Here is a 16,142-nt window from a genome sequence, read left to right on the forward strand (position 1 = left end):
CCGCGCGCCTCGGCTATCGTTCAGCCACAGCTACATGATGAGGGCGGATGGCGGTCGAGATCAGGTTCACCGCGGCGTCGGTCGCGAAGGTGCGCTTCGCCGTCTCGCCGCTGGGCGAGACGGTGCTGGCGCTGCGGATCCTGTTCGGCACGGGCGGTCATGCCGTCCACCGGCCCTGGGTGCGCCGGGCGCGCCCGCTGCTGGCGCGCGAGAGCGAGCTGCCGCTGCTGCGCGCGCTGATCGCCGGGCCGCTGCCGTCGTTCCTGTTCCCGGCGCCGGCTCAGCGCCTGCCGTCCATCGCGGCGGAGCTGGACCTGGTACGCGCCACGCGGGAGGACTTCTTCCGGCAGGAGTACGGCGCGGTCCTGGGCATGCCGGCCGAGGACGCCCCCGAGCCCGCGGCGGTCCTGCCGCGGCTGGCCGAGGCGCTGCGTCGCTGCCACGAGCTGCTGATCGCGCCACACTGGGGCCGGATGCGCGCCGTGCTGGAGGCCGACATCGGCCGGCGCGCGCTGACCCTGGTCGAGGGCGGGGTGCAGGCGCTGTTCGCCGAGCTGCACCGCGACCTCGCCTGGGACGACGGCCAGCTGGTCGTGCACGGCCGGCGCACCCCGCACGCCGCGCACACGGTGGACTCCGGCGGGCATGGCCTCGTCCTGCAGCCCAGCGTCTTCAACTGGCCGGACGTGGGCGTCGACAAGGCCCCGGTCGCCGCCGCGTCGATCCGCTATCCGGCGATGGGCGTCGGCCTGCTGTGGGAGTCGCCCCGGCCGGCGCTGACGGGCCTGATCCCGGTGCTCGGCCACACGAGAACGCTGATCCTCGCCGCCTTGGCCGAACCCCTGACGACCGCGGCCCTGGCCGTCCGGCTGAGCGTCACGCCGAGCGCGGTGTCACAGCACCTGAACGCGCTGCGGGGTGCGGGCCTGGTGTCGACGCAACGCATGGGCCGCACGGCCCTCCACCTGCGTACGGACCGAGCCAACCACCTGATGGACGGCCCGGTCCCGGACGGCCACTGACCGGCGGCGATCAGGGGCCGGCGGGCGCCGGATCACGGGGAGTCTGGGCCGCGCCGCGTTGCACATGCATGCTCTTTGACGTCTGCCGAAGGGCGGTGCTCTACTTCCCGCCATGACGCCCCTGACGAACCTTCAGCCTGCCTCCGTCATCGACGAGACTGCCCGCCTGCTGACCGAGCACTACGTCTTCCCCGAGACAGCCGAGCAGCTCGCCGCCCTGCTGAGACGACGTCTCGCCGACGGCGCCTACGACGTCGGCGAGGCGGCGGAACTCGCCCGTCTGGTCACCGCGGACCTGCAGTCCGTCAACGGCGACAAACACCTGAGGCTGAAGCACCACGCCGACCCGGTGTCGCCCGAGCAGGGCGCGGCGACCCTGGAATCCATCCGCCGGGACTACGACACCTCGCTGGGCGGCGCGCCCCGGGTGGAGCTGCTCGACGGAGGGGTCGCCGTGGTGGAGCTGGCGCCGATGCTGTTCCCGCTGGACTGGGCCGCCGAACCGCTGAGCGCCGCCCTCACCCTGGCCTCCCGCGCCCGGGCGCTCATCGTGGACCTGCGCGGCAACCGGGGCGGCGACCCGGACACCGTCGCCTTCGTCTGCAGCTACCTCCTGGACAAGCGCACCCACCTCAACACCATGCACTGGCGCGGCGGCGGGCGCAGCGACCAGTCCTGGAGCCTGCCGCACGTCCCCGGCGCGCGTTTCGGCGGCAGCAAGCCGTTGTACGTGCTGTCCAGCGGCGCCACGTTCTCCGCCGCCGAGGAACTGGCCTACGACCTGCAGCAGCTCGGCCGGGCCGTGGTCGTCGGCGAGCCCACCCGCGGCGGCGCGCACCCGTGCAGGGGCTGGACCGTGCACCCGCACCTGGAGGCCACGGTCCCCACCGGCCGGGCCGTCAACCCCGTCTCGGGCACGAACTGGGAGGGCGCCGGCGTGCAGCCGGACGTCCCTTGCGCCGCCGCGGACTCCCTCGACCGGGCACACGCCCTGGCCCTCGCCCGGCTGTCAGGCTGACGCCGCCGGCGGCACCGGACGCCCTTCCGTGACCCGGTCACGGGCCTTCGACCGGCCGCAGCCGGCAGCCCTCGGCGTCCACGAACCAGCCTCCTGAGACCAGGGAGGTTCCGTCGGGGTGGAAGGCCAGTGCGGCAGCCCTGCGGTCGGTCACGGTCGCCTTGGCCCGGCCGGTCGCCGCGTCCCACAGCCGGATGCCGTCCTTGTCGGCCCCTGCCAGGGTGGCGCCGTCCGGGCTGAAGGCGACGGCGACGAGCCCGAAGGAGAACACATCGCTGGGCGGGCCGATCTCGCGGCCTCGCGCCTGTTCCGGGGACATGAACGACGGGGTGCCGACCACTGCGTGGGAGAGGGTGTGGGAGGTGTCGTCCAGTGCGCGGGCGATGCCGAAGTCGATAAGGCGGGGGCCGTCGGCGGCGAGGATCACGTTGGACGGCTTGAGGTCGCGGTCCACCAGGCCGCAGGCGTGGATCGCGCCGAGCCCCTCGGCCGGCCCCGCGCCCAACACGGTGACCGCCTCCGTGGGCATCGGGCCGTGCGCATCGACGGCCCGCTGCAGGGACGGGCGGGGAACGTAGGCGGTGACCAGCCAAGGCGGGTCGGCCTGGGGGTCGGCGTCGACGAGCTGGGCGGTGCAGAACCCGCCGACCCGGCGGGCGGCCTCGGCCTCCAGGGCGAACCGGCGCCGGAACCCGGGATCGTCGGCCAGGTCGGGCCGCACCAGCTTCACCGCGACCGGACGTCCGCCGGGAAAGCGCCCCAGGAACACCTGCCCCATCCCGCCACCCCCCAGCCGCCCCTCCAGCCGATAGGCCCCCGGCCGGCGCGGATAAACCGGCCGCAGCGGCTCCGGCCAGCGCGGCAAGTCCCTCGCACCTCCGTGTTCACGTCCCGGCAGCGTTCCAGTCCACGGCACGCCGTCACCGGGTCGTCCGTCCACCGGAGATCGTTTCAGGGATCAGCCCCCGGGGAGAGTTTTCGGGAGCGAAGGCACCAGCGACCGGGTGCCCCGGCCGGGGATGTTCTCCTGGCCGGGGCATTCATTTCCGGGGAACGGTGACGCGTCACGCCTTTCGTGGTTTCAGGCGCGGATGAAGCCGTTGACGATGAGCGGGAGCGAGGCGTCCAGGCCGGCCACGTTCAGGACGCCGTCGTCCTTGGGATCGCCGATCGAATATCCCGCGGCCGTCATCGCGGCGACGACCACGCGGACGTCGGCGTTGACGGTGCGCCGGTACGCGTCGAGGGCCTGCGTCGGGTGGGAGGCTCCCGCCCAGGTCTCGTTGTCGGTGAGGACGACGATGCCGTCCACCTCCATGCGCTGGTCGCGCGCCCACGTGAACGGCAGCGACAGGTCCGTCCCGCCGCCCGACGGCTGCCACGAGGCGATCTGGCGCAGGTTCGTGCGCGGGGTCACCTTGGAGGCGTGCACGGACGTATCCACGTCGATGACGTGCAGGTTTCCCTTCTCGATACGCGACAGCATGACCGCCATCGCGTTGCCCACCTCGTAAGGGGAGCCGATCGGGGAACCGCCCACCCGGACCCCGCCGCCCCAGCTCATCGACCCGGACGAGTCCACGGCGACCAGCAGCCGCCTCCCGGACGGCTCGACCGCGCCGAACGACAGCTCGTACGTCTCCTCCAGCGCGTCGAGGACGGCCGGGACGGGCTGCCAGGTGTGCAGGTCGGCACGCGGGCCGGGCTGCGCCTGCCCGGAGGCGTAGACGCGCATCGCGAGCCAGGCGTCCATGGGGTGGATGCGGGCGTGCAGGATCGCCTCCCGGTCGGTGAGCCGGAGCACCGCCCGCGACGTGGCCTCCGCCATCGGCTGGAGGGTGCCGAGCCGGGTCATGCGGGCCAGGTTGCGGATGAGCGCGGTCAGGCCGACCGTCTCGATCAGCGCCTCCCACACCGACGGCTCCTTCAGGACCGAGTCCGGCAGGAACTCCCACGGCACCTTCGCCTCGGTGACCACCCGCACGGCGTCCTCGGCGGTGGTGACGGCCTTCGCGGTCAGGAACCGGTCGACGGCGGGCAGCTCGTCGCGCGCCTCGTCATCGGAGACGTTGCCGGCGATCCAGCCGAACAGCGTCCTGCGCTGGTCGGTGTCGGCGACCGGGTGGGCGATCCGCAGCACGTCCCGCAGCGCGAACGCCTCGCCCTGCGGCGTCCTGCGCTGGGCCGCCTTGCACGCCTTGAACGCGACCGCGTCGGCCTCACCGGTGAGGAACCAGGAGCCGAGCGCCGTGCGCAGGCTTCGTCCCGTCGTCGGCGCGGTGCCTCGGCCGGTCGCCTTGCCGCCGAGGTTCTTGTAGTAGCCGAAGAACTGGGCCAGGTGGTCGGTGGTCCGGGCGACCTTCGCCAGCGCCCGCTTGGCCGCTTGGCGCGTGTCGGCGTCGCCCGCGGCGTAGCAGGCGGCGAGGGCGAACAGGGCCGGACGCTGCTTCGGCGCCCGCGGCGGCCGGGCCGTCGAGATGTCGGTGAGCAGCCTGACGACGCGCGGACCGTCCTCGGCGATGGCTTGGAACAGCACGCCGGCGTTGTCGGCGGTCAGCTTGCTCTCGCCCACGTAGTAGGTGCCGCCGGTGGTGCCGAGGATGAGGAAGTCCTCCAGCCTGCGCCACACGTCCTTGGCGAACGCGTGGCCGCCGGCGGCGTTCGTCACCTGGCCGGGACGGCCGGGGATCGGCTGCGTCTGCGGGGTCGCGATCGCCGAGACGTTCGCGAGAGGGTCATGCGCCATCGTCGGCTCCTTTCCTTTCGACCCGCCCGAGGGCGGATGTGACGAAGGGAAGCGGATGTGGTGATGTCCGCCGGTCTTTTATGACAGGCGCTCTTCCGGCTGAGCTACCACCCGGCGTTGCCGGCCGGGTGGGCAGGACTCGAACCTGCGACGACCTGTTCCGATAACCGACGAGCTTCGACCCGCTCCCCCGCCTGTATGCGTCAGCCTTGCCGGCGGTACGGATGTGGAGGTTCCGACCGGTCTCAGCGTGCTGCCGGTTACACCACGGCCCGCGAGTGCGGGCCGCCGGGGCTCGAACCCGGACGACTCGAATGAGAATCGATAACCGATCGGATTCGACCCGTACCGCCGGCAAGGCTGACGCGCGATCAGGTCTGGAACCGGCACGGATATGGGGGACCCGCCGGCCGTTACGGTGCTCTGCCATTGAGCTACACGAACCGAAGTCCGTGACGGGATTCGAACCCGCAACCACCGGCTTAGAAGGCGATAACCGACGAGATTCGACCCGTGCCGACACCAGACCTGACCGGCCTCGCGCGGCCCGGAAAGGCGCGGATGTGCGTGACGGGCACCGGCGGGTTCTTTGTTGGAGAAAGATAACCGACGCCCATTCGACCCGCGCCTGTCCGGGTCTCGCGAAGCTGGTCCCCACATTAGCGATCAGCGCGCCGCAGCACATCTGAATATTCCCCAGATGTGGAAATGTCGGCGCTTAATGGCACGCGATGACCGGCTCGCCCTCACGGACAAGCGGGCAGATCGCCCGGCTCTTCCCGGACGGCCGGGCATTGACGTTCGTGACGGCCGCGCGCACACAATGGGTCGTGGCTTGGAGCCCGCTCCTCGGCGGCGACCCCGGGCGCCTCGGCGGGTACACCCGCGCTGGACGTCTGGGTGCGGGCGGCCAGGGCGTCGTGTTCGAGGCGTACGGGCCGGCCGGTGACCGGGTGGCGGTCAAGGTGCTGCACGCCGGGGCGGCACCGCGGGCCCCGTGCTCGCTCTGTCCTACTCCACCGACGGCCGCACCCTGTACGCGCTGACCGGCGACGGCGCCCTGTTCGCCTACGTCGCCGACGGCCCCCGCGCCGCCGTCCTGCTGTGCAGCCGCGTGGGCGGCCCCCCGTCCCGGGCGGACTGGTCCCGCTGCATCCCGGACGCCCCGTACCGCGAACTCTGCTGAACGGCCGGGAAGCCACGGTCGTGGTCGGCGTGGTTGCGACAGTCAGCCGCGGGCCTCGCGCAGTTCCCGTTCCAGCCGTTCGATGCGGTCCTGCATCGAGGTGAGCGCACCCTCCACCGCCTGGCGGGGGAAGAGCTGCGGGATGTGCTGGTGGCAGTTCCAGTCGAAGGCCTCGACCGTGACGAGCACGGTGCGTTCCACCTTGGCACGGTAGTCCGCCACCGCCAGCGGCGATTCGCCCTCCACCACCCGGGCGCGGCCGAGGATCTTCATGCGGGCCTGGTGGGCGTAGTCCATGAGGAACAGGGAGACCCGGTCGTCGTGGTCGAGGTTGCCGACGGTGATGTACTGGCGGTTGCCGCGGAAGTCGGCGAAGCCGATCGTCCGCTCGTCGAGGACCTTGAGGAAGCCGGGCGGCCCGCCGCGATGCTGGATGTAGGGCCAGCCGGTCTCGCCGACGCTGGCCAGGTAGAAGCTCTCGCGGGTCTCGATGAAGGCCCGCTCGTTCTCGCCGATCCGGTCGGGGTCCTGCGGTCCTTCCAGCAGGCGGCGGTAGGCGCGGTCGCTGCCGTGCTCGCGCTGGTGCCGCTGGACGTCCTGCGTGAAGGCGAGCTGGGCGAACCTGCTGGTCATCGCCGCGGCCCGGAGATCGCGCGGTCGGTCTCGCCGCCGGCCTCACGGCGGGCCGCGTCGGGGGCGGACCGCCGGCCGCCGTCGTCGTGCCACTGGTACGGGAAGCGGGGCATGGGGCTCCTCCTCGGAGGTCGTGCCGGACGAGCGACCCTCTTCTAATGGCCGCAAAGCTCACTAACCATTAGAAGAGGGCGGCGATTCCCGGTCCGCCGAGGATTCTCACGTGACGTCCCGCGGCGGCGGGATCGTCAGGCGCAGAAGGAGGTCCAGGCGGCACGGCCCCCCGGGTCGCGCAGGCGGTAGTCGCCTGTGGACCAGTCGAGGTCGAAGTACAGGGCCCACAAGGAGGCGTGCTGGGTGAGGTAGGCGGTCATCTGGCCGACCCAGGCGGCGCGGCGGGTGCCGTCGTCGCCCGCGGCGATGTGGCTGCCGAGTTCGGCCACGCCGTGCGGGAGGTTCTCGGCCTGGTTGACGGCGTACGTGCGGTCGAGCAGGGCGGCCGGGGTGAGGTACTGGCCCTTGGCGGCGACGCTGTCGTAGTTGTAGACGTCCCAGGCCAGGACGTCGATGGCGGCGCTGCCGGGGTAGTAGTCGTGCCAGTCGCGGCCCGAGGCCGGGTCCACCGTCCAGCCCATCAGGATGAGCGTGGCTTGCAGACGGGGGTTGGCCGCCTCGTCGGCCAGCGCGGCGAGGTGGCTCCAGGCCTGACGATAGGCCGCGGCGGTGAACTCGCCGTTCCTGATGTTGTCCTCGGGTTCGTGGTAGTAGGTCCAGTAGATGTCCTGGTCGCGTGGTGCCGCGGCGAACCAGGCGCGCATCGCGGCGTCGTGGGTTCCGGCGACGATCGCGGCGGGGGCGGCCTTGAACGAGATGACCATGGGCCGCTTGCCGGCGTCCAGCTTGCCGGGCCAGGGGTCGGGCAGGCCGCCGTAGAAGACGCGTACCGCCTTCAGCCCGCCGAACAGGGTGTCCTCACGAGCCAGCGCCTGCTGGTAGGTCTCGCCGGTCTCGGCGGCGAAGGAGGCTCCGCACAGGGTCGGCCGGGTGTAGCTGAGGATCAGCCGGGGGCCCAGGTCACCGGCCTCGCGCGAGTGCACGACGGTCGCCGACTCCGCGCTCGGGTTGGTCATCGCGAAGGAGTACGTCCCGGCCGCGCGCACCGTGGCCGAGACGTCGAAGCCGATGCTGGTGGCGCCCGGCGCGGGCAGGGTGGCGGTGGCCACCACGGGTCCGGGCGCGGGCCGGACGGGGTAGGTCATCGACTCGGTCCAGGAGTTGTCGGCGACCGAGCGCAGTTCCGTGACGCCGGCCTGCTGGTCGGTCTTCTGGTAGAGCATCTCCAGCCGGGCCGAGGCGATGCTCTGCCCGGCGGGCGGGGCGGGCACGGAGAACTTCAGGTACGCCTGACTGTGCCAGGGCGTGCTCCAGTTGGAGGCCGCGAGTTTGGCCGACGTCCCGTAGACGGTTCCCGGCGCCTCGGCCACCACGTAGGTGTCGGCGACGGGCGCGATGCCGTCCCGTGCCGCCTGTGCCGCGGCGGGCAACGGGGCGAGGCCGCCGAGCAGCAGGCCCGGAAGCAGTGCCCAGGCACGTAATCTCACGGCTGGGCGGAGCATTCTTGGTCGCACGTCTCTCCCTGTCATCTTTTGGTCGTCCGTTCAGGCCTCTTGCCCGGCTCGAACTTGCGACCTTCAGGAAAAGGCGAACCAGGCGACGAAGAATGCCATGGCGAGAATCGATGGAATGCGACCGCGGCCATTCTTCGCCCGGCTGCACGTCTGCATTCCCGGTGATCGTCGGCCGGTCACCGACGTTTGTCAACCCCAGCCACGACGACCGCCGGGAGTCCGAGACCTCCGTTGGCCTGCGATGCTGATGAGCTGTTCGTCCCCCTTCGCAGGAGAGAGCCATGTCCTTTCCCGAACTTCCCCAGCCGCAGACCGGCGAGGTGCTGCTGCTCCACGTGTGCCACGAGGACGACACGGACCTATGGGGCGGGCTGCCCGGCGAGATCGGGGGCCGCCGGGAAGGCGACGTGCTCGTCGTCGGGGACGGGGTGCGGCTGCGGCCGGTCGAGGACGGCAGGTGGGAGTCCCTGCGCGGCGGAAACGTCCCGGCGCTGGTCGCCGACGGCGGCCCGGTCGCCGTCCTGGTGGACATTCCGGCGGTGTACGGCGACGGGCTGCTGCTGGTGGACCTGGCGGCGACCCCCGGCCGCGGCGTCCGGGTGTCGCCGGCCCGGCTCGGCGAGGTCCTGGCGGCTCTGCTGGACGGCACACTCGAATTCGACCATCTGGTACGCGACATGGACGTGTACGGCCTGTACCAGGGAGACGGCGGCCGCCCGGCCTTCCCCACACCGGCTGCCGTACCGCATCGGCCGTTCCCGGCGCTGCCCACCGGGGTACTGCTGGTCCGCACCTGTTTCGACGACGAGCAGGGCTGGCGGGCCCTGCTCACCGAGCTCGGCGGCGCCGACGAAGACGGCTGGATCGGCGCGGACCTGGACCTGGACGCGATCGACGTCGATCACTATCCGCTCACGGCGTCGGTCGTCGACGACCGGGCCTTCGAGGGTCTCCTGCCCGGTCAGGTCCCGGCGCTGGTCCCTCCGGGCACGGACGACCTCTCGCTGGTCATCCTCGCCGACGCCCGCACCTTCGCCGACCCCGGCCGCCCACTGACCGTCGTCGACCTGTACGACACCCCGGGACAGATCGCCGTCCTCCCCTGCCGCATGGTCGGATCGATGGCGGCCAACCTGGAGATCGCCAACATGGACTTCCACGAGTTCATCGCCGTGGAAGGCACGCAGCCGTGGTGGCAGGGCTCCTGAAAGGCTGCCACGATCACGCCTCGCCACAGCTCGCCTGCCGCCGGTCGACAGCTTGGCCGTGGTGCGACGAGCGCTCGCCCAGGCAGACAAAGCAGCCGCGGGGCATGTGGACGGGTCGCGGAACGCGAGGATGACGAGGCCCGTGCACGCGCGTCTGCCTCGCGCCCTTGTCAGGCGCGGAGCCCGGCCAAGCTCCGCGCCGGGACGCCCGCACAGACCTCAGCCGCCGGTGCCGGGCCAGAAGTCGTCGCCCATCGGGGCGATCCCCGGCCGCGGTCAGCAGCCCGATCGCGGCCAGCTTGAGCGTCGTCTTGGTCATGTCGTCCCCTCTCGTCCCTTCGGTGGGTGAACTGCGCCCGTGCCCGCCTGGCGACCGCATCGGCATCTGTCGCGAGACGTCTGATACGTCAAGTAGCTCGGGATCGGGCCGCCGCCGTAGAGGCGGACATTGCCCGACTTGCAGCCGTTCCAGTCGCTGCCCGCAGCCGCTGAGGCGAGTGCCGCCGCTCCCGTCCGAAGGAGCATCCTGATCACGGAGTATGGGTCGCGGCCCCTTCGGGGGGTCAGGTGAGGCTGAGCGGGGCCGGTTCCACGTCGAGTTCTCTCATCGCCTCGGCGTAGAGCCGGTAGCGTCTGCGGGCCTCACCGTGGCGGCGGGCCTTGGTCAACGTTCGAACCAGGTCCAGATGGGCCGTCTCGTCGTAGGCGTCCCGTTCGAGCAGCCGCAGCAGGTAGCGAACCGCCCGGTCGGGGTCGTCGGCCGCCTCCGCGAGTGCGGCCAGTTCGCGGAGCAGGGCCTGGTGCACGGCGCGAGCCTCCTCACGAAGAGGCACCAGCCACTCGGCGTAAGGAGAGTCCTCGCAGACGTCCCCGGTGTAGCGGGCCTCGGCCGCGACAAGCAGATCCTCGTCCCCGGCGGCGAGCGCCTCGGCGGCTGCGCAGAGGAACTCCTCGACATCGGTACGGAGTCCGACAAGCTGGATGCTGTACTTGTCGGCGCGTACGAACTCCCCGGGCCCGAACTTCCGTTGCGGATCCAGGACCGAGCGCACGGTGGACAGAGCGACCGAAAGCCGGTTGGAACAGGACGCGGGCTCCTCACCCGGCCAAAGGATCTCCATCGCCGCTTCCCGGGCGACCGTGCGGCCGCGCTGGCACGCCAGCCAGGTCAGCAGGTCGCGCGCCTTACGGGACTGCCATTCGACGGCGCCGCCGCGGCGGCTGAGCCGTACTCCGCCCAGCAGGCACAACCGCACGGCGTCGTGGTCGAGGAGCGTGATCGCGCGGAGCAGGCCGGCGCCGGAGCTGTGCGGCCCGCGGATGCCGACGCGGCGCAGCTCCTGCTCGGCCTCGTCGAGGCCGGAGCCGTTGAGCCGCGCGCGGGCGAAGGCGTTACGCGCGATGTCCACAGGGCTGCCGATCCGCGCCCAGATCTCCGCCGCGGAGGCCAGCAGGTCCGCCCGCTCGCCCGGGGATTCGGCCACGGTGAAGGCCGACAGTTCCAGGGCCTCCGCCATCCTGGCCCGGTCGCGGCGGCTGACAGCCGCCTCGTGGGCGGATCGGGCGTAGGCGCCGGCTTTGGCCCGGTCGCCGGTCTCTGCCCAGACCCAGCCGGCGGCCAAGAGCGCGTCCACCCGGCTGGAGCCGCCGCCTGCCGCGACCGCGCGTTCGGCCAGCTGTACGGCCAGCGCCGGATCGTCGACCGCGTGGACGCGGGCCAATCCGGCCAGGGCCGTCTGGGTCAGATGGGCGTTTCGGAGTTGTTCGGCGTGCTTCAGGGAGTTCTCGAAGCCGATCCGGGCATGCATCAGCTCCCCGCGTTCCAGATGGACCTTGCCGAGCCCCGCCAGCGGGTGGCCGAGCTTGTCGCTGCCCACCCGGCCGAAGATGTCGCGCGCGCGTTGGAAGTCGGCCAGGGCTTCGTCGAGCCTGCCCAGGCCCATGAGCGCCTCGGCGCGGTTGTGCAGGGCGATCGCGGTCTGGACGGGGTCCCCGACCAGGTCGGCTCGCCGCACCGAGAGGTCGGAGTCGGCGATGGCCTCCTCGTAGCGGGCCTCCTCCGTGCGGCTCGCGGCCCGGTTGGCCAGGACGCGGGCCGACAGCAGCAGGTCTCCCGAGCTCTCCGCGGCGGCGAGGGCGAGGGCGCTGTGCCGTTCGCTTCCGGCCCCGTCGCCGGCGTCGTGGGTGACCATGGCCAGCGCGGTGTGGGCGCAGGCGGCGGCGCGCTCGTCCTGGCAGAGGGTGGCCATCGCCAGGGCCTGTCCGGCCAGCTCGGCCGCCTCCGCGCTCTGGCCGACCAGCCAGCGGGCGCTGGCGGACCAGGCCAGCAACATCGCCCGGTCGGAGGAGCCCGACGAGGGCGACGGGTACGCCGAGCCGTCGAAGCCGCCGGCCAGCTCGAACGTCGACAACGCCGCCTTGTAGTCCCCCCGCTGGTAGTAGATCATCCCCATCCGCCAGGCCACCGCCGGGTCGGTGGCATCGACACGGCGCAGGCACTCCAGCGCGCCGGCCCAGTCCCCCTGAACCTGGCGTGCCTGCCCCTCGGCCATGTCCACGGCACACGTCCGCGACCCCGCCGGCACGGCAGCGCAGGCCCGGACGAGCTCAGCCGCGTGCCCCTCGGCGAGCAGCGACGCGTGCCACCGTTCGATCATCGCCACCCGATGGACGGGGTCGTCACAAACCGCCAGCGCCTCCCGGACGAATCCATGCGACTCGTACCAATGGGCCGCCACCGACCTCCGTCCGGCCTCGCCCATGAACTCCCGGACCAGGGTCGACACCGCATAACCCTGATCGCAGGGCGTGATCAGGATGTGCTGGGCGGCCAGAGCGCGCAGCTCCTCGCGGGAGACGGCGACCCCCATCGCCCGGCACAGCTCGTCAGTGAACCAGGGCAGCCGGGCGGTCGCGCGGAGGAATTCCTCGTGCTCGTCCTTCACCACCTCCTCGACCAGATAGTCGAACACCGGCGTGGCAGCGATCCGCCTGGCACGGTCCACCGAGGGCAGGCCGCTCAGCCAGCTCAACGTGAGCCGTACGGCGACCGGCCACCCCTTGGTGAGCTCGTGCACCTGCTCCGCCAGGTCGTCCGACCCCAGAACGATCGAGGACAGCGCGCGGGTCTCGGCGGGAGTGAAGGCGAGCTGTTCGGCCGACACCTGGAGGACGTGGCCCAGGCCGCGCATGCGCTGGATCGGGAAGGGCACGGCGGAGCGGGAGATCAGCACCAGGTGAAGGTCGTCGCCGCCGTGGTGACAGAGCTCTTCGAGCAGGCGCGCCCCGGGGGTGCCCGGCTGGATCCGCTCCACCTCGTCGATGACGAGCACGGTCGGCCGGCAGACGGCGGCGGCCAGCTCGGTGGCGAGCCCGGCGGAGCGGATCCAGCCGGCGGGCGCGCCCAGGGCCTGGCAGATCTCTTCGATCAGGGTGGCGTCGTCGGCCCAGGTCAGCCAGGCGACCGGGTGATCAGGCCGGGCCCGCGTCCAGCCGCGTACGGCCGAGGTCTTGCCGCCGCCCGGACCGGCGGTCACCACGGTGAGCCGGTGTCGCGGGATCCGGTCGAGAAGGGCGGTGAGTTGCGCTCGTGCCAGCAGAGGCTCGGTCGCCGTCACAGCGAGAAGTATCTGCTGGGCTGGACTTTAAGGCAACTGAAAGATCCATTTCTACCGTTGTTCCCGGTCCCGAACAACGAGGAGAAGATCGTGAGAGTCATTCCAGGCCTGCTCGCGGCGAGCGCCGGCGTCCTCATGCTCACCGCCACAGCCACGGCCACAGCCGCCGCCCCTGCCACCGCCCCTGCCGCCGCCACTACGAAGGCCATGAGCGAGCCCACAGCGGAGGAGCTGCGGGCGGCGCCGATCGCCGAAGAGGCGGAGACCGAGGTCAAGCTCGCGATGCTGCGCTACGGCAACGGGCTGACCGTGGAGTTCAACGAGAGCCGGCCCTCCGGCGACGTGGGCATCGTCCAGACCGCCTTCATCGGCCGCGCCGGCCTGTTCGTCCGCGACCGTGGCGACAGCTTCCTCGAGACCTACCTGAAGATCACCCCGGTCTCGGTCGCGGTCCCGCAGCGGCTGGTGGAGGCCCATGGCACCGAGCCCCTGCCTGCCGAGCTCCAGCGCCGGACGGTCACCGGGGAACCGGTGGAGGCCGACGGCCTCGCCGCCCCCGCGGTCCCGACCATGTCCGGCGCGGTCAACTGCAACAAGACCTACTACCCCTGGTACCACTGGCGGGACGTGGGCCACCCCGGCATGCTGCCCAGGGACTCCTACTCCTCCAGCTACGGCGGCAAGTACGTGCACGCCGACAGCTGGCTCATCAACTGTGCCGCGGCCGGCAACCCGCCCCAGATCGCCGCCCGCCATCGGCTCTTCTACTTCAACAACGTCCTCAGCAAGTGGGCGGAGCAGAGCGACACCGTGGTGTACCCGGGTCAGGAGCAGCACGTCGAGAAGGGGCTCGTCAACCGCTACCGCAGGGTCATCCAGGACGACACCTGGGGCTCCGACCCGGACTGCCTTTCCTGCAAGTACACGCGCGAGGGCCGCTTCCACGACTGAACCCCGACCTACCGCGAACACCGGTGAGCGGGCGGTGGGTTCGATCGCTTGCGGCGCCCGGCGCGGCTCGCGCCGGGCGCTTCCGGTCGGTCAGCCGCAGTGTGACCAGTCGGAATTCCAGCTCGTACGGGAGCCGAAGGCATAGCCGCCCCACTTGACGCACGTTCCCGGGGCGGCGAGCTTCCACTGTTCCCCGTCACTCCCTTCGTGATCAAACGGACGTTCGACGAAATCTACGCCATGGGCCGTCGCCCCGGCCGCTGTCGTCCTGGGGGTCAGCCGCTGGGGAAGCCGGGCGCCGAGACGCTGCCGCCCCACGGTGGCAGCCGGTAGGTGCCGAGGGTCCGGATCCTGCCGGTGGTCACGTCGATGGCGTGGACCGTTTCGCCCAGGTCGGGCCACCGGTCGGAGTTCGGATCGCGTACGGTGCCGCCCAGGGCGAGGACCTCGCGCTCGTTGAGCCAGTACCCCAGCCGGTGCGGATTCAGCCGCTGCGCCCGATCGAGCCTGACCTCGGACCTGACCTGGCCGCTCGCCCGGTCCACGGTGACGACCTTGTCGTACGGGTCGGCGCTCGACACGGTCTCTCCCCGCGCCGCCGGGCCGGTCAGCATGGCCACGGTCGTGCCGTCCGGGCCGACGGTTCCCGTCAGCGCCCAGGTCTTCGGCTCGGCGAAGACCGTCACCTCGCCGTCCGAGAGCACGCCGAACCGGCCGTCCTCGTGCTCCACGACCAGGGGCACGCCCTCGTCGGCGGGATAGAGGAAGTTCCAGCCCTTGGGCACCTGCTCGACGACCTGCCCGCTCTCCACGTCCACGACGACCTGGGGGAGACCGGCCAGGTTCAGGCCGAGCCGGCGCCCGTCCGGCGAGAAGGTGATCAGCCCGCCGCCCTTGACCATGGCCTTGCGCCTGACCACCTGCGGGATCTCCCACACCTGGCCGGTGCCGAGCTCGCGGACGGTGAAGCGTTCGCGCGCGGGGGCGTAGTAGGCGATGCGACGTCCGTCGCGGGAGATGGCCAGCGGGGCGGCGGTGTTCATGTAGTTCTTCCTGGTCTGGTCGGTGTAGACGCTCAGCGCGTCGGCGACCCGGTACCGGGTTCCGTCCTGCAGGACCACCTTCCACTGCAGGCACGTCTCGTCGGCCACCGGCGCGTTGTCCCCGCCGGGCTTCCACGCGTCCTGGCAGAAGTCGTAGTAGGCGTAACGCACCGGCCCCACCCCGGACGCGGGCAGCACGGCGCGGACGGGGACGAGGTCCTCCGGCGACGGCGTCGGCCCCGCGGGGATGCCCCGGAAGGTAGGAGCGGACGAGGGCGTACCGCTCGGGACGGCGCCGACGTCGGCGGGCCCGCCGGGTTTGACGAGAAGGGTGACGGCCAGCGTCAGTGCGGCGACGGCCGCGACCGCGGAGCCGCTGATCAGGGTCGTCCGCGTACGCCGGGCGCCGCGCAGCGCGGCCTCGGCGAGATCGACGTCGGGTGCCTGCCGGGCGATCGCGTCGAGCTCGTCACGGAACCTCGTCATCGCGGCACCTCCACCGGATCGATTTCGGACAACAGATCGGCCAGTTCGGGCGCGAGGACGCGCAGACGGCCCAGGGCGTAGTGGGTCTGGCTCTTGACCGTGCCAGGTGAGCAGTTCAGCGCTTCGGCGGTCTCCTCGACGCTGAGGTCTTCGTAGAAACGCAGCACGAGGACGGCGCGCTGCCGTGGAGTCAGCCGGACGAGCGCCTGTTGCAGGACCATCCGGTGCAGCCCGGCGGACTCCGGGTCGTAGGCCCGTTCCGGCGGGCTGCTGGTCAGGATGTCCGTACGCCTGCGCCGCAGCCAGGACACGTGCTCGTTGACCAGAGACCGGCGGGCGTACGCCTCCGGGTTTCCGTCCCTGGCCAGCTTGGGCCAGTGCCTGGCGATCCGGGTCAGCACGGTCTGCAGGAGGTCCTCAGCCCGGTGGGCGTCTCCCGTGAGCAGGTACGCGGTGCGCATCAACGCCTGCTGGCGGGCGCTGACGAACTCCCTGAATCCCTCATATTTGTCCATGCGACTCCTTCCGCCCTAATGAACGTCGGACGTCGGAGACCGGTTGGAGGCGATCCACGCCCGATGCGCGGGCGCGCAGAAACCCGGCG

Annotated in this window: 12 protein-coding genes; 5 read left to right on the top strand and 7 right to left on the bottom strand. The window is 71.7% G+C overall.

Translation table 11 applies throughout. From position 1 onward, the window contains the following. Nucleotides 1–47: 47 nt before the first annotated feature. Nucleotides 48–1,022: a DUF5937 family protein gene (locus tag ACIBST_RS03575; RefSeq protein WP_397168746.1), complete on the top strand. Its 975-nt coding sequence runs from the start codon at nucleotides 48–50 to the stop codon at nucleotides 1,020–1,022. Between the two features lie 112 nt (nucleotides 1,023–1,134). Beyond that, nucleotides 1,135–2,040 carry a S41 family peptidase gene (locus ACIBST_RS03580; RefSeq protein ID WP_397168747.1) on the top strand — a complete coding sequence of 302 codons (906 nt, stop codon included), beginning with the start codon at nucleotides 1,135–1,137 and terminating at the stop codon, nucleotides 2,038–2,040. A gap of 37 nt (nucleotides 2,041–2,077) precedes the next feature. Here the strand turns inward: ACIBST_RS03580 and ACIBST_RS03585 are convergent, their stop codons facing one another. After that, nucleotides 2,078–2,980, bottom strand: a complete 903-nt coding sequence (locus tag ACIBST_RS03585; protein WP_397168749.1) for a WD40 repeat domain-containing serine/threonine protein kinase — start codon at nucleotides 2,978–2,980, stop codon at nucleotides 2,078–2,080. A gap of 141 nt (nucleotides 2,981–3,121) precedes the next feature. Then, nucleotides 3,122–4,786: a TROVE domain-containing protein gene (locus tag ACIBST_RS03590; RefSeq protein WP_397168751.1), complete on the bottom strand. Its 1,665-nt coding sequence runs from the start codon at nucleotides 4,784–4,786 to the stop codon at nucleotides 3,122–3,124. A gap of 997 nt (nucleotides 4,787–5,783) precedes the next feature. On the opposite strand from ACIBST_RS03590, the gene ACIBST_RS03595 reads away from it, so the two are divergent. Further along, nucleotides 5,784–5,972, top strand: a complete 189-nt coding sequence (locus ACIBST_RS03595; RefSeq protein ID WP_397168752.1) for a hypothetical protein — start codon at nucleotides 5,784–5,786, stop codon at nucleotides 5,970–5,972. Between the two features lie 42 nt (nucleotides 5,973–6,014). On the opposite strand, the gene ACIBST_RS03600 is transcribed toward ACIBST_RS03595, so the two are convergent. Both ACIBST_RS03600 and ACIBST_RS03605 read right to left on the bottom strand, forming a co-directional pair. Then, on the bottom strand, nucleotides 6,015–6,605 hold the full coding sequence (locus ACIBST_RS03600; protein ID WP_397168754.1) for a pyridoxamine 5'-phosphate oxidase family protein: 591 nt from the start codon (nucleotides 6,603–6,605) through the stop codon (nucleotides 6,015–6,017). A gap of 248 nt (nucleotides 6,606–6,853) precedes the next feature. Continuing rightward, nucleotides 6,854–8,206 carry a DNRLRE domain-containing protein gene (locus tag ACIBST_RS03605; protein WP_397168756.1) on the bottom strand — a complete coding sequence of 451 codons (1,353 nt, stop codon included), beginning with the start codon at nucleotides 8,204–8,206 and terminating at the stop codon, nucleotides 6,854–6,856. A gap of 308 nt (nucleotides 8,207–8,514) precedes the next feature. On the opposite strand from ACIBST_RS03605, the gene ACIBST_RS03610 reads away from it, so the two are divergent. Beyond that, the gene (locus ACIBST_RS03610; protein ID WP_397168758.1) at nucleotides 8,515–9,441 is read left to right on the top strand and encodes a DUF6924 domain-containing protein; all 927 of its coding nucleotides are present in this window, start codon (nucleotides 8,515–8,517) and stop codon (nucleotides 9,439–9,441) included. A 563-nt stretch (nucleotides 9,442–10,004) separates the two neighbouring features. Here the strand turns inward: ACIBST_RS03610 and ACIBST_RS03615 are convergent. After that, nucleotides 10,005–13,058, bottom strand: coding sequence for a tetratricopeptide repeat protein (locus tag ACIBST_RS03615; protein ID WP_397168760.1), 3,054 nt, complete (start codon nucleotides 13,056–13,058; stop codon nucleotides 10,005–10,007). Between the two features lie 90 nt (nucleotides 13,059–13,148). Between ACIBST_RS03615 and ACIBST_RS03620 the strand changes: the two genes are divergently transcribed. Continuing rightward, entirely contained in the window at nucleotides 13,149–14,009 is an 861-nt protein-coding gene (locus ACIBST_RS03620) for a hypothetical protein (protein WP_397168761.1), read from the top strand. A 275-nt stretch (nucleotides 14,010–14,284) separates the two neighbouring features. Here ACIBST_RS03620 and ACIBST_RS03625 read toward each other — a convergent pair whose 3' ends face one another. Both ACIBST_RS03625 and ACIBST_RS03630 read right to left on the bottom strand, forming a co-directional pair. Beyond that, entirely contained in the window at nucleotides 14,285–15,538 is a 1,254-nt protein-coding gene (locus ACIBST_RS03625) for a hypothetical protein (protein WP_397168763.1), read from the bottom strand. After that, nucleotides 15,535–16,053 carry a SigE family RNA polymerase sigma factor gene (locus tag ACIBST_RS03630; RefSeq protein ID WP_397168765.1) on the bottom strand — a complete coding sequence of 173 codons (519 nt, stop codon included), beginning with the start codon at nucleotides 16,051–16,053 and terminating at the stop codon, nucleotides 15,535–15,537. Before ACIBST_RS03630 ends, ACIBST_RS03625 begins: the two co-directional genes overlap by 4 nt. Nucleotides 16,054–16,142: the final 89 nt, after the last annotated feature.

Source organism: Nonomuraea sp. NPDC049684, from assembly GCF_044465345.1.
Lineage (GTDB): Bacteria > Actinomycetota > Actinomycetes > Streptosporangiales > Streptosporangiaceae > Nonomuraea.